The 13,838-nt window shown below is 61.3% G+C and carries 10 protein-coding genes; all 10 read left to right on the top strand.

Going from position 1 to position 13,838, the window contains the following annotated elements; genetic code table 11:
- The first annotated feature begins 23 nt into the window (after positions 1 to 23).
- Positions 24 to 1,754, top strand: coding sequence for a dihydrolipoyl dehydrogenase (gene lpdA, locus Ga0074115_RS02490; RefSeq protein WP_057955217.1), 1,731 nt, complete (start codon positions 24 to 26; stop codon positions 1,752 to 1,754).
- Positions 1,755 to 1,829: 75 nt separating this feature from the next.
- Positions 1,830 to 2,618, top strand: coding sequence for an alpha/beta fold hydrolase (locus tag Ga0074115_RS02495; RefSeq protein WP_060528174.1), 789 nt, complete (start codon positions 1,830 to 1,832; stop codon positions 2,616 to 2,618).
- 143 nt (positions 2,619 to 2,761) lie between these two features.
- A complete protein-coding gene (locus tag Ga0074115_RS02500) occupies positions 2,762 to 5,251 on the top strand; it encodes an EAL domain-containing protein (RefSeq protein ID WP_087959715.1) in 2,490 nt (829 codons plus the stop codon).
- A 96-nt stretch (positions 5,252 to 5,347) separates the two neighbouring features.
- Positions 5,348 to 6,304: a TAXI family TRAP transporter solute-binding subunit gene (locus Ga0074115_RS02505; RefSeq protein ID WP_198295029.1), complete on the top strand. Its 957-nt coding sequence runs from the start codon at positions 5,348 to 5,350 to the stop codon at positions 6,302 to 6,304.
- A 67-nt stretch (positions 6,305 to 6,371) separates the two neighbouring features.
- On the top strand, positions 6,372 to 8,933 hold the full coding sequence (locus Ga0074115_RS02510; protein ID WP_057955214.1) for a TRAP transporter permease: 2,562 nt from the start codon (positions 6,372 to 6,374) through the stop codon (positions 8,931 to 8,933).
- Entirely contained in the window at positions 8,930 to 9,400 is a 471-nt protein-coding gene (locus Ga0074115_RS02515) for a hypothetical protein (protein ID WP_005966203.1), read from the top strand. The genes Ga0074115_RS02510 and Ga0074115_RS02515 overlap by 4 nt, the downstream gene beginning before the upstream one ends.
- A gap of 47 nt (positions 9,401 to 9,447) precedes the next feature.
- Positions 9,448 to 10,254 carry an AsmA family protein gene (locus Ga0074115_RS16540; RefSeq protein ID WP_232432864.1) on the top strand — a complete coding sequence of 269 codons (807 nt, stop codon included), beginning with the start codon at positions 9,448 to 9,450 and terminating at the stop codon, positions 10,252 to 10,254.
- A 12-nt stretch (positions 10,255 to 10,266) separates the two neighbouring features.
- Positions 10,267 to 12,501 carry an AsmA family protein gene (locus Ga0074115_RS02520; protein ID WP_269747022.1) on the top strand — a complete coding sequence of 745 codons (2,235 nt, stop codon included), beginning with the start codon at positions 10,267 to 10,269 and terminating at the stop codon, positions 12,499 to 12,501.
- Positions 12,502 to 12,631: 130 nt separating this feature from the next.
- Complete coding sequence (locus Ga0074115_RS02525) at positions 12,632 to 13,114, top strand: C-GCAxxG-C-C family protein (protein WP_057955212.1); 483 nt, start codon at positions 12,632 to 12,634, stop codon at positions 13,112 to 13,114.
- 62 nt (positions 13,115 to 13,176) lie between these two features.
- Positions 13,177 to 13,809, top strand: a complete 633-nt coding sequence (nth, locus tag Ga0074115_RS02530) for an endonuclease III (RefSeq protein WP_057955235.1) — start codon at positions 13,177 to 13,179, stop codon at positions 13,807 to 13,809.
- The last annotated feature ends 29 nt before the right edge of the window (positions 13,810 to 13,838 follow it).

Genomic DNA, 13,838 nt, shown 5'->3' on the forward strand with positions numbered 1-13,838 from the left:
GGCCGTTCCCCAGAGGAAACAACATGAGCAAAACCATCGAGGTTACTCTTCCTGACATCGGCGATTTCGACCAGGTCGACATCATCGAGGTGCTGGTTGCCGAGGGTGACCGGATCGAGGCGGAGGACTCCATCATCACCTTGGAGAGCGACAAAGCGACGATGGAGATCCCGGCCCCCGAATCGGGGGTCGTGATGGATCTGCTGGTCAAGGTGGGGGATAAAATCTCTGTCGGCAGCCCGATCCTCAGGCTGGAAGTGAGTGCGGCGGAAACAGCTCAGCCTAAGCCCGAGCCGAAGGGCGCGCCAGTGGCCGAGGCGGTCAAAGGGCCGGCGGATATCCAGACCGATCTGGTGGTGCTGGGCGGTGGCCCCGGCGGCTACACTGCCGCCTTCCGCGCTGCTGACTTGGGCAAGCGGGTGGTGCTGATCGAACGCTACCCCCGTCTCGGCGGGGTCTGCCTCAACGTCGGCTGCATTCCCTCCAAGGCGCTGCTGCACGCCGCCGATGTGATCAACGAGGCGGCCGAGATGGAGTCAATGGGAATCAGCTTCGGCAAGCCCGATATCGATCTCGACAAACTGCGCACCGGCAAGGATAAGGTGGTGAAGAAGCTCACCACCGGGCTGAATGCGTTGGCCAAGCAGCGCAAGGTGCAGGTGGTGCAGGGGGTGGGCCGATTTGAATCGCCCAATCGCATCGGTGTCGAGAGCGCTGAGGGGCGCACCTCGATCGCCTTTAGCGATGCGATCATCGCCTGTGGCTCCAGCTCGATTAAGATTCCGGGCTTCCCTCACGAAGACCCGCGCCTGATCGACTCCACTGGCGCCCTGGCACTGACCGATGTGCCCAAAAAGATGCTGGTGATCGGTGGCGGTATCATCGGCTTGGAGATGGCCACCGTCTACGCCACCCTCGGCAGTGAGATTGATATCGTCGAGCTGCAGCCGACGCTGATCCCCGGCTGTGATCCGGATCTGGTGCGACCGCTCACCAAGCGCATCAAGAAGCGCTACCACAGCATCATGTTGGAGACTAAGGTTACCGACGTCCAGGCGCAGAAGCAGGGGCTGAAGGTGAGCTTCGAGGGCAAAAACGCACCAGACAAGCCGCAACTCTACGACAAGGTGCTGGTGGCGGTGGGGCGTACTCCCAACGGCAGGTCGATTAACGCCGAGGCCGCGGGGATCAGCATTGACGAGCATGGCTTCATTCCGGTGGATCAGCAGATGCGTACCAACGTCCCCAACATCTACGCCATCGGCGATGTGGTGGGACAACCGATGCTAGCCCACAAGGCGACCCACGAGGCGAAGGTGGCGGCGGAGGTGATCGCTGGTCTGCCGGCCCAGTTCGATGCCATGACCATCCCCTCTGTGGCCTACACTGATCCGGAGGTGGCCTGGATGGGGCTGACCGAGACCGAGGCCAAGGCCAAGGGCATAGAGTATGAGAAGGGTGCCTTCCCCTGGGCCGCCAGCGGTCGGGCGCTCGGCATCGGTCGTGATGAAGGCATGACCAAGCTGCTGTTTGAACCCGGCAGCAAGCGTATCCTCGGCGCTGGCATCGTCGGCCCCAATGCCGGCGAGCTGATCGGCGAGACCGTGCTGGCGCTGGAGATGGGCGCCGATGCGGAGGATATCGGGCTCACCGTGCACCCCCATCCAACTCTCAACGAGACCATCTGCTTCGCTGCGGAGATGGTCGAGGGCAGCATCACTGACCTGCTGCCGCCGAGAAAACGCAAGAAGTAGGAGTGCCGCTCGCGGCGGCGAATTGCCGGGGGTAATTCGCGCTGCAAGCAGCGCTCCTGCGGGTTCCAGAAACCCATGAGTCTGCAGCTCCACTACCGTGAGGCGGGCGATCCCACTGCGCCGCCGTTGATCCTGCTGCACGGTCTGTTCGGCTCCTCCGCCAACTGGCTCGGCATCGCCCGGCGGCTGGCCGCCGATTTCCGCCTGATCATCCCCGATCTGCGCAACCACGGTCGCTCCGCCCACGCGATGCCGATGGACTACCCGGTGATGGTGGAGGATCTGCTGGCGTTGATGGATCGGCTTGGGATCTCAGCGGCCCATCTCTGCGGTCACAGCATGGGCGGCAAGGTGGCGATGTGGCTGGCGCTGCAACACCCTGAGCGGCTCGAGCGGCTGGTCGTGGCCGATATCGCCCCGGTCAGCTATTCGCACCGTTTCGATGCAATCTTCGATGGCCTGCTGGGGGTCGATCTGTCTCCTGCAGCAACCCGGCAGCAGCTCGACCAGCAGCTGGCCCGATGGGTCGATGATGCCGGGGTGCGCGGCTATCTGCTGCAGAATCTGCTGCGCATCGATGGCGAGTGGCAGTGGCGACTCAATTTGAGTGGTCTGCAGGCTGCGCTGCCGGAGTTGCTCTCCTTTCCCGAAGTCGGTGGGCAGGCCTTCCCCGGTGAGGCACTGTTTCTGCATGGCTCCCGCTCGGACTATGTGCGGGAGTCGTATCGACCGATCATCCTGCGTCACTTCCCCTTCGCCCGGCTGCGCATGATCGAAGGCGCAGGTCACTGGCTCTATGCCGAACAGCCGGACAAGTTCACCGCGCTCTGTTGCAGTTTTTTCTCTGCTGATGGGGGATGCTGATGGTAACGGGGGGCGATAGTGCCTACATTAGAAGTAGAGAAAGCGCACAGGGTGTTGAGTCAATTGTGCGGCGCTTTTTTTTGTATCCGGGCGGAAAGCTTTCTGTCGCAGGGGATACGCATACCGAAGGCTATCGATGAGGGATGGTCAGTCGGTTGGGTCTGACGACTCGTTGGCAGGAGTCGCCCCTGGTAATGGAGAGTGGCTTTTTGATTGACAGTGTCAGCGGGATTGGACGAAACAGCCTGAAGTGGTATTCCCTGCTGCTCAGTGCAGGCTGGACTTTGGTGTTTGTCGTGCTCAGCTTCTGGGGAGCCGCAGATATCCAAGAAAATACCCGCGAGATGGCAACCGCCGAGGCGCGCGCGCACTTCTTCAAGGACAACGCCTTCCGCCTCTGGGGCACCGACCATGGGCGCATCTATGTGCCGGTCTCTGAGACCACTCAGCCCGATCCTTATCTCAAACATATCCCTGATCGCGATCTGACCACCCCATCGGGAGTCCAGCTTACGCTGATCAACCCGGCATCGATGATCCGCCAGATGAAGGAACACTACGGCGACCTTTACGGTGTGCCGGGACGGGTGACCAGCCTCAATCCGCTGCGGCCTGAGAACAGGCCCGATGCCTGGGAGAAACAGGCGCTGGCCCGCTTCGATCAGGGTAAGGAGGAAGCTTTCGAGTTCACCGAGATCGACGGCGAGCCTTACCTGCGCCTGATGCGGCCGCTGAAGGTGCATAAAGGTTGTCTGCTTTGCCATCCGGGCCAGGGTTGGAGAGTGGGCGGCAATGGTGGTGCTGTCGGGGTGGCGCTGCCGATGGGGGGGTATCTGGAGATCGAGAACGCCTCGATTCAGAGGGAGATTGCGGCCTATGCCTGTGTCTGGTTGTTGGGCCTGTTCGGGTTGCTGATGGGCTATCGACAGCTGGCGGCCCGGCAGCAGGCGCAGCTCATGGCGGTTGCTGCACTCACCGACAGTGAGGCGCGCAAGGCAGCCATCGTCAAGAGTGCGCTTGATTGTATTGTCTCTGTGGATGCGCAGGGCCGGGTGTTGGAGTTCAACCCGGCCGCGGAACGGACCTTCGGCTATCGCCGTGAACAGATGGTGAGCCGGGATATGGCCGAACTGCTGATCCCGGAAGAGAGCCGGGATGCCCATTGGGCTGGTATACAGCGCCAGCTTGATGGAAAGGCGGCGACCATCCTCGGTGAGCGCATCGAGGTGACTGCGCTGCATGCGGCCGGCCACACCTTTCCGGTGGAGTTGACGGTGACCCGTGAGAATGTGGGTGGCGAGCCGGTCTTTACTGCCTTTCTGCGCGATATTACCGCAGCCAGAGCGATGGAAGAGCAGCTCTCCTATCAGGCGACCCATGATGCACTCACCGGCCTGATCAACCGGCGTGAATTCGAGCGTCGCATGAACCGGGTGATGGATGAGGGGGGGAGGGAGCACTGTGTGCTCTATATGGACCTAGACCAGTTCAAACTGGTCAATGACACCTCTGGCCATGCTGCCGGGGATGAGTTGTTGCGGCAGCTGAGTCAAATGTTGAAGCATGAGGTGCGCCTCAGCGATACCCTGGCCCGACTGGGCGGAGATGAGTTTGGAGTGCTGTTGAAATACTGCTCCCTGGCGGTGGCGGAGAAGATCGCCGAGGGGGTATTGAAAGTGGTCAGGAAGTTCCAGTTCTTCTGGAGTGATCGCCGCTATAGCGTAGGCATCAGCATTGGCGTGGTGCCGATCACCGGGCAGGGAGAGACCCTGGCGGATGTGATGAGTGCGGCGGATGCGGCCTGCTACGCAGCCAAGGAGCGGGGGCGCAACCGGGTGCAGGTCTATGCTCCGGATGATCTGGAACTGGCGCGCCGACGCGAGGAGATGGACTGGGTAGAGCGCATCCATCGTGGCTTTGAGGAGGAGCGTTTTCTGCTCTACCGTCAGGCTATTGTCGCACTGGGGGAGGAGCGGAAAAATGCCCTGCAGCGTTACGAATTTTTGGTCCGTATGCAGGATACAGAGTTGCTCTCTCCCGCCGTGTTCCTGGTGCCGGCGGAGCGTTTTGACCTGATGCCCAGCATTGATCGCTGGGTAGTGCAGGCTGCCTTCCGCTGGCTGGCCAGTTACCCGGAAGAGCTGGAAGACCTCGACTTTGCCACCATCAATCTCTCCGGGCACAGCATCGGCGATGAGCGTTTCAGCGAGTTCATCAGCAACAGTTTTGAGACCTTCGGAATTCCGCCGGAAAAGATCTGTTTCGAGATCACCGAGACTGCAGCGGTATCCAACCTCGAAGTGGCGAGGCGGCTAATGCTGGAGATTAAACAGCTGGGGTGTCGCTTTGCGCTGGACGACTTTGGTAGCGGTATGTCCTCCTTCGGTTACCTGAAAAACCTGCCGGTGGATTTCCTCAAGATCGATGGCTCCTTCGTGCGCGAGATGCTGGATGACCCGATCAATCTGGCGATGGTGAAGTCGATCAATGACATCGCCCAGGTACTAGGCAAGCAGACCATCGCCGAGTTTGTCGAGAACGATGCGATCAGAGAGCAGCTGGCCAGCATGGGTGTCGATTTTGTGCAGGGTTATGCGATCTCGAGGCCTGAGCCTCTGCCGAATCAACACTGAGGATAGCTGTCGCTCCCGATGGATTGGCGAAGCTGTTAGGATTGCCGCAATAAAAACCACAGGCCGGGCCGGGCGTCCGGTGATCCGGAGGCGATGATGAGAAAGGCCCTGTTGTTTGTGTCGCTGTTTTCCCTGACTCTGCTGGCCCAGGCTGCGGAACAGCGTTTCATCAGTATCGGTACCGGCGGGCTGACCGGGGTCTACTATCCGGCGGGGGGCGCCATCTGCCGCCTGATCAACCGCAACCGGCGCAGCCATGGCATCCGCTGTGCCGTGGAGTCTACCGGCGGTTCCATCTTCAATCTTAACACCCTGGCGAATCGTGAACTCGATTTTGCTATCGCCCAGTCCGATTGGCAGCTGCACGCCTACCAGGGTAGCTCCAAGTTCAAGGCCAAGGGTCCGAATAAAGATCTGCGCGCAGTCTTCGCGATCCACAGCGAGCCCTTTACCGTGGTCGCCAGGACTGACAGCGGGGTCAAGACGCTGGCCGACCTGAAGGGTAAACGGGTCAACGTCGGCAACCCCGGCTCGGGTCAGCGCGGTACCCTAGAGGAACTGATGGTGCTGCTCGGCTGGAGCATGGACGATTTCAAGCTGGTCGCCGAGCTGAAGGCCTCGGAGCAGTCCCGCGCGCTCTGTGATAACAAGATCGATGTGATGATCTTTATGGCAGGTCACCCCAATGCGGCGATCAAGGAGGCGACCACCGCCTGTGACGCACGACTGGTGCAGGTGGAGGGGGCTGCGGTGCAGCGGCTGATCGACGCGCTCTCCTACTACGCGCCGGCCACCATCCCGGCTGGGATGTACCGCGGTAACGACTTCGACGCCCATACCTTTGGTTCCAAGGCGACTTTGGTGAGCCGCGCCGATGTGGATGACGAAGTGGTCTACCAGCTGGTAAAAGCGGTGTTCGAAAATCTCGAGGCGATGCGCAGATTGCATCCCGCCTTTGCCCATCTCACCCCGCAGTCGATGCTGCAGGGCAACTCCGCCCCCTACCATCCCGGGGCGCTGCGCTACTATCGTGAAGCCGGGTTGATAGAGTAGGAGCCCTGCCCCGGGCTGGATCCTGATGCCGCGTTCAAGCTGGGCTGCATAGTGACGAATTTCTCCAATGAGTGACGCGTCCGCTAAGCTGCGCCTGGAGCAGATCGAGGCGGTGGAGCATGGCGGTCGCCGTCCCGAAGGCTGGCCGAAGCAGCTGTTGCTGGCAGTGGCTCTGGGCTGGGCGCTGTTCCAGCTCTGGGTCGCCTCACCGATCCCCTTCGCGCTCGGCTTTGGCGTCTTCAACGACACCGAGGTGCGCTCGATCCACCTCGCCTTTGCGATCTTTCTCGCCTACCTCTCGTTCCCACCCCAACGAGGCAGGATCAGCCATCAGATCCCGCTGCTCGATTGGCTGCTGGCCCTGGTGGGGGCCTTCTGTGCCGGCTATCTTTTCCTCTTCCATCACTCTCTGGCAGAGCGTGCTGGTGATCCCAGCCTGCTCGATGTGACGCTCGCGGTGATCGGGGTAGTGTTGCTGCTGGAGGCGGCTCGTCGCGCCCTCGGCTGGCCGCTGGCGATCGTCGCCGTGCTGTTTCTTGGTTACAGTTTTTCCGGTCCCTGGCTGCCCGATTTGCTGGCCCACAAGGGCCACTCGCTGACGCGGGTTGCCTCCCACCAGTGGCTCTCCAGCGAGGGGGTGTTCGGTGTTGCGCTGGGGGTCTCGGCGGGGTTTGTGTTTCTGTTTGTGCTGTTTGGCAGCCTGCTGGAGCAGGCCGGTGGCGGCCACTACTTCATCCGTGTCGCCTTTGCCCTGGTGGGCCATATGCGTGGCGGCCCTGCCAAGGCTGCGGTGCTCGCTTCCGGGTTGACCGGTATGGTCTCCGGCTCCTCCATCGCCAATGTGGTGACCACCGGCACCTTCACCATCCCGCTGATGAAAAAGGTGGGGTTCAGCGGTGAGAAGGCGGGGGCGATCGAGGTGGCGGCCTCCACCAACGGCCAGATCATGCCGCCGGTGATGGGGGCAGCGGCTTTCCTGATGGTGGAGTACCTCAATATCAGCTATGTGGAGGTGATCCGCCACGCTGCGCTGCCGGCACTGTTGAGCTATCTGGCGCTGATCTATCTAGTGCATCTGGAGGCGGTGAAGGCGGGTATGCAGGGCGAGATGCGGCCGGTGCGCCGTCTCAGTGCCCGCCTGCTGGGGGCGGGGTTGATGCTGTCCGGTACGCTGCTGTTTTTTCTGCTTGCCTACTGGCTGGTGGAGGGCATCGCTAGCCTGTTTGGTGCGGCCGCCTTCTGGGGGGTGGCGCTGCTGGTGATGGGCCTCTATGTGGCGCTGATCTACTGCGAGGTGCGTTGTGATCTGCGCCGTGAGGCGGGGCTGGATGAGGCGATGAGCGTTGGCCGGGCGCTGTTGGGTGGGCTGCACTTTCTACTGCCGATCATGGTGCTGGTCTGGTGTCTGATGCTGTTGCGGCTGTCGCCGGCCAGCGCGGTCTTCTACGCGATCTGTCTGATGCTGCTGATCCAGCTCAGCCAGGAGGGGCTGCGGGCGCTGTTTGCCCGGCGCAATCTGTCGGCGGCGCTACGCCACGGTGGGCTCTCGTTGATTCGTGGGTTGGAGAATGGCGCGCGCAACATGATCGGCATCGGAGTTGCCACCGCCACTGCCGGTATCGTGGTGGGCACGGTGAGCCTGACCGGGATCGGACAGGTGCTGGCGGAGCTGATCGAGAGTCTCTCTTTCGGTTCGGTCTTCTTCATGCTGCTGCTCACCGCGCTGGTTTGCATGGTGCTCGGCATGGGCTTGCCCACCACCGCCAACTACATCGTCGTCTCGACTCTGATGGCGCCGGTGATCGTGCAGCTCTCCGCCGCCCACGGGCTGGAGATCCCACTGCTGGCGGTGCATATGTTTGTCTTTTACTTCGGCATACTTGCCGATGACACGCCGCCGGTGGGGCTGGCGGCCTACGCCGCGGCGGGGATCTCCCGGGCCGACCCGATCCGCACCGGGCTGCAGTCGTTCTACTACGATATTCGCACCGCGGTGTTGCCGTTCATGTTCATCTTCAACACCGAGCTGCTGCTGATCGGGGTTGATTCCATCGGCCACCTGCTGGTTGTGTTTAGCTCAGCGTTGGCGGCGATGTTGCTGTTCGTCTCTGCCACCCAGGGTTGGCTGCTGGCGCGTAACCGCTGGTGGGAGAGTCTGCTGCTGTTGCTGATCGCTTTCTCCCTGTTTCGTCCCGATTACTGGCGGGATTGGCTCTATCCACCGGACCAGTTGCAGCCTGCCTCGCAGATTGCGGAGCAATTGCGTTCCACTACCCCGGGTGATTCACTGCGGCTGCAGGTGGAAGTGGAGCAGGAGAGCGGCCGGCTGGTAATGCGTGAACTGACCCTGATGGTGCCGGATCTGCCGGTGGCGGAGCGTCTGCAGGGTATGGGTTTCGTCACCGAGGCTGAGGGCGATAGTCTGCGAGTAATCGATATCGGCTTCATGAGCCCGGCGGAAAACCTCGGCCTGGAGCCGGGCTATACTCGTCGCATTGTCGGTTACCATGAAAGCCTGCAGCAGCCGTCGCACTGGTGGTTTGTGCTACCGCCGCTGCTGCTGTTGGGTGCTCTCCTGTTGGGGCAGCGGCGACGTATGAACAATAATCGGGAAGGAGAAGGAAGATGAGAGTGATTCTGGCGTGGATGATCCTGCTGATGCCGCTGCTGGCAAGCGCTGGGGGAGAGGCACCCGCGGCAGCGGGAGCCGTGCAGATCTATAAGTCGGACGAGGCCTATGAGGATGTCATCGACAACATCAAGATGGCGATTGAGGAACGCGGCATGCTGGTCAGTGGCACCCTGCATGTGAGCGATATGCTGAATCGTACCGGCCCCGATCTGGGCTACAAGGATGTCTTCAAAAAGGCCGAGTCGGTGGAGTTCTGCAGCGCGGTGATCTCCCACAAGATGACCCAGGTGACGCCGGAGAATCTGGTGATCTGCCCCTTCACCATTGCTGTTTATATTAAGGCCGCTGAACCTGAACAGGTCTATGTGGCGTTCCGCCGACAGTATCTGGCGGGAGATTCGGGCAAGGTGACCCAGGAGATCTTTGAACTGCTCGATGGCATCGTCAAAGACTCGATCGAGTAGCCAGCTGGCTTCTGCTGAGTGGGGTTCGCCCAAGAGGGAGGGTGGCGATGAAAACGCTGGGGATTGCGCTGGGTCTGGTGTCGCTGTTTGTGATTGCGGTGCTGCTCATCGGTTTGATCCTGCTGATGAATACCGACTTCAATCGTCTCAAGCTGCAACAGGTCAGCCTTGCCAATGCCCCCTGGGGAAGCAGGCAGCCGATGCTGCAGCTAGAGCATCTGGAACTGCAACTGCAGTTGCTGCCATTGTTGAAGCGCCGTCTGGTGGTGGATCGGATTGAGCTGGCTGGCCTGGATCTGCTGCTGGAGACCGACCCGGATGGGCAGGCCAACTGGCAGTTTGGCAAACCGGCGAAGAGTCGTCCCGCCGACTCCCGCAGCGGCAGGCCGTTATTGCCGGTGGTGCGTCTGGCACAGATCGAACGGGTCAGAGTCAGCTACCGGGATGGCGCCAGCGGCGAAATCGCCACCACCACCATCGATCATCTCCAACTCGGCGCAAACTCGGACCAGACCCTGTTGGAGCTGGATGGCAAGGGCGCCATCAACCAGCAGGCCTACAGCCTCTCCGGCAGGGTGGGGATGCCGAATGCTCTGGCCAGCACCCCTTTGCCGGTCGACCTGAAACTCGACCTGCCGGGGCTCGTCCTGGATCTGCAGGGCCAGATTCAGGATGCGCTGACGGGTAAGGGGATTGAGATCGCCTTCAGCCTGGATCTGCCCAACCCGGCGCAGGCTCTGGCATCAGCCGCCAGTATGCTGCCGGCATTGAAATCTGTCGGGCCAATACCGCATCAGCCGATGCGGCTCAGCGGCCAATTCAGGGACCAAGCGGATGGCTATCTCATCGAGTAGCTCAACTGGAGCCTGGGTGACAACGACCTCACCGGCCGCTTGGCATTCACGCCTGGCGGCAAGCGACCGCGTTTTGACCTGGCGCTCAGATCGACCCTGTTGGATTTGGATCAGTTGCTGCCTCCCCAGGCAGAGGGTGAGGTGCGGAAAACCACGCTGCCCCAGCCAACGGCTGCGCAGGCGCAGTTGTCGGATCATCTGTTTGATCTCAGACTCTCCGATAAACCCCTGCCGCTGGCGATGTTGCAGGCGTTCGATGCCCGGCTAAGCTTCCAGGGTCAGCGGGTCATCACCCAGGGATTGAGCATCGAGGTGCTGGCACTGGAACTCTCGCTGCAGGCTGGCAGGCTGGAGCTGAAACCCCTCTCGCTGAAGCTGGCGGAGGGTCAGATCGAGGCTGGCCTGACCCTCGACAGCACTAAATCCACACCGGCCTTGGGAATACAGCTGACGGCGGAGCAGCTCGACCTGGCAATCTTGGCTCGCGCCTTGGGCGTGGAGCAGATCAGTCAGGGCAGGCTGGATCTGATTATCGACCTGCGGGGCAGAGGTAGATCGCCCCGTGCCCTGTTGCAGCAGCTGCAGGGCGACAGCCATCTCGAGCTGAAGCAGCTAGCGCTGCAGCTCAAAAATCCGCAGCGCAAATCGCTGCTTCCGCTGCGGCTCGAACATCTGCGGATGGGGTTCGATGCTGCCAAAGGGCCGCTGGCGTACCAGCTGGTTGGCAGCTATGGGGAGGATCCTTTTAGCGCGGACGGCCAGATCGGTTCCCTGGCTGAACTGTTGTTGAGTCGGCCGACCCCGCTACAGATTAACGCCGCGGCGTTGGATGCGGCGCTCTCGATAGAGGGTATGGTCAAGATTCCGCTGACGGCCAAAGAGGTCGAGCTGCAGCTTGGCCTGGATGCGCCCCATCCGGATAGAACCGTCAAGGCGCTGGCTGCGTGGGTGCCGGCGCTCAAAGAGGCCGGGCCGATACCCGCTCTGCCGCTGAAAATTTCGGGCCAGCTGAAAGCGCAGCAAGATCGCTATAGCCTGGATGAGATGCTGCTGACTCTGGGCAACAGCGGCCTCTCCGGCTGGTTGGTGTTCAGCCTCGAGGGTGAGCGCCCGGCAGTGGAGGCGGAGCTGGCCTCCAATCTGCTGGACATCGATGCGATCTTTCCACCACCGCCGCAAACACAGACACCGGTTCAGAAGGCTCAGAGGGAGTCGAGCGAGATTCTGGAGGTGGATTCGTCGGGGGAGAAGGCAGCAGAGCCAGCGGCGCTGGAGTTCCTCTTCTCTAAAGAGCCCTTGCCGCTGGAGAGCCTCAAGTTGGCTGATCTGGAGCTTGTCTATCGGGCGAAACAGATCACCGGCCGTGGCCATGTAGCCAAAGACCTCGAGCTTCAGCTCTCGCTGAAGGATGGCATCCTGCAGCTGAAGCCGCTGCAGGGCCTCTTTTCAGGGGGCAGGATGAGCAGTCATCTCAGGCTCGACAGCCGCCCCTTGTCGCCCCGTTTGGAAACAGATCTGCAGATTAGCCAGCTCGACTATGGGGAGTTGCTGGCGGGACCGGGGGAGGCGCCGCAGTTTGCCGGCAAGGCTGATCTGGATCTGCAACTGCGAGGCTCGGGAGATTCTGTGCATGAGCTGATGGCGGGGGCGGATGGTGAGGCCCGTCTAGTGATCAATGATGGGCGCTATTTGAGCGGGGCGATCGGTTTCCTCGCTACCGATATGCAGGCGCTGTTGCCGTCGCCCGATGATAAAGAGGGCCAGCCGATCAACTGCGGTGTGGTCCATTTCGATATCGTAAAGGGCCAGGCGGATGCCCGGGCCATCGTCTTCGACACCGGTGCCTTGTCGCTGATCGGCACAGGTAAGATCGATCTTGGCAGAGAGCAGCTGGATCTGCGTCTGGACCCGCGGGCGAAGAATGTCAGTGTGATGAAGCTGACCCTGGTGCCGCTCAGTGTTGGGGGCACGCTGGCGCATCCGACGATTACCCCCAAGGTGGCGGGAACACTGAAGACCACCGCCACCACCCTGACCGCGCTAGCCACCGGCGGAACCTCCCTGCTGGTGGAGGCGCTGGCGGAGAAGGTGGTGGATCAGATCGATGAGACCGACTACTGCACTATGGCGTTGAACGGCAAGCGGGTCGAGCCCGCGTTTCTCGGCACCGTCAAAAAGGAGAGTGGGGATCAACAGGGTGAAGAGGAAAACCGGATGGGGGGTGGTGATCTGCCCATTGCAGAGTGAGCAATCAGGCACATGGCGGAGCGGTGTTGCCCTTCAGCGGCCCCCCAGATGCTCCGATTGCCCATAATCAATGCCGCCGCTGCACCCTTTTGCTGAAATTGACCGATCTTCAATCCCTGCTGGAGTAGTAATGGACAAGGAAAAGCGCGCACAACTCGCCGAACAGGCCTATGCGAAGGCGACTCAATATGAACTGGATTATGGCTGCTGCCCTCAGTGTGTGTTGGCCACGGTGCAGGAGACCATTGGCATCATCAGTGACGAGACGATCAAGGCGAGTCATGGCCTCTCTGGCGGTGGAGGTCTGATGGGGCAGGGTGCCTGTGGCGCGCTCACCGGTGGCCTGATGGCGCTCAGCGCCAAGCGCGGGCGGGATCGGGACAAACTCGACCGGGGGCGAGGCATCGGCAACTTTCGCAAGGGTCGGGAGCTGGTCGAGCGCTTCCGCGAGGAGTTCGGCGGCATCACCTGTGAAGAGTTGCAGCAACGCTTCACAGGCCGCACCTATGACCTGTGGGATGCAACGGAATACAAAGCCTTTGACGATGCACGCGGTGAGCAGTGTGCCCGCGCTACTGGTGTGGTCACCAAATGGGTGGTGGAGATGATCTGAGCGGTGCTGAACTGCTAGACTTCCCGCTTTCTGTCTTCACCAGCTGGGGCTCAGCGATTGAGATGAACCAAGAGAAGCGCCGGCATATCTTTGAGCGGCTGCAGCAGGCCAACCCCAACCCCACCACGGAACTTAACTACAGCTCGACCTTCGAGCTGCTGATTGCGGTGATCCTCTCCGCCCAAGCTACCGACAAGGGGGTCAACAAGGCCACCGCTCGGCTCTTTCCGGTGGCCAACACTCCGGCGGGGATCCTCGAACTGGGCGAGACGGGGCTGAAGGAATACATCAAGACCATCGGCTTGTTCAACAGCAAGGCGAAAAACATCATCGCCGCCTGTCGGATGCTGCTGGAGCATCATGGTGGCGAGGTGCCGGAGCAGCGCAAGGCGCTGGAGGCGCTGCCGGGGGTGGGGCGCAAGACCGCCAATGTGGTGTTGAATACCGCCTTCGGCCATCCCACAATGGCGGTGGATACGCATATCTTCCGGGTTGGTAACCGCACCCGGCTGGCGCCAGGCAAGACACCGCTGGAGGTGGAGAAAAAGTTACTGCGCTGGATTCCACAGGAGTTTTTGCAGGATGCGCACCACTGGCTGATCTTGCATGGGCGTTATACTTGTGTGGCGCGCAAGCCGCGTTGCGGCAGTTGTGTGATCGAAGATCTCTGCGAATGCTGCGAGAAAACCGAATGAAAGTGGCCGCGGCCGCAGCTTTGTCGAGG

This window comes from endosymbiont of Ridgeia piscesae (assembly GCF_001443665.1).
In the GTDB taxonomy this organism is placed as follows: Bacteria; Pseudomonadota; Gammaproteobacteria; order Chromatiales; family Chromatiaceae; genus Endoriftia; species Endoriftia persephonae.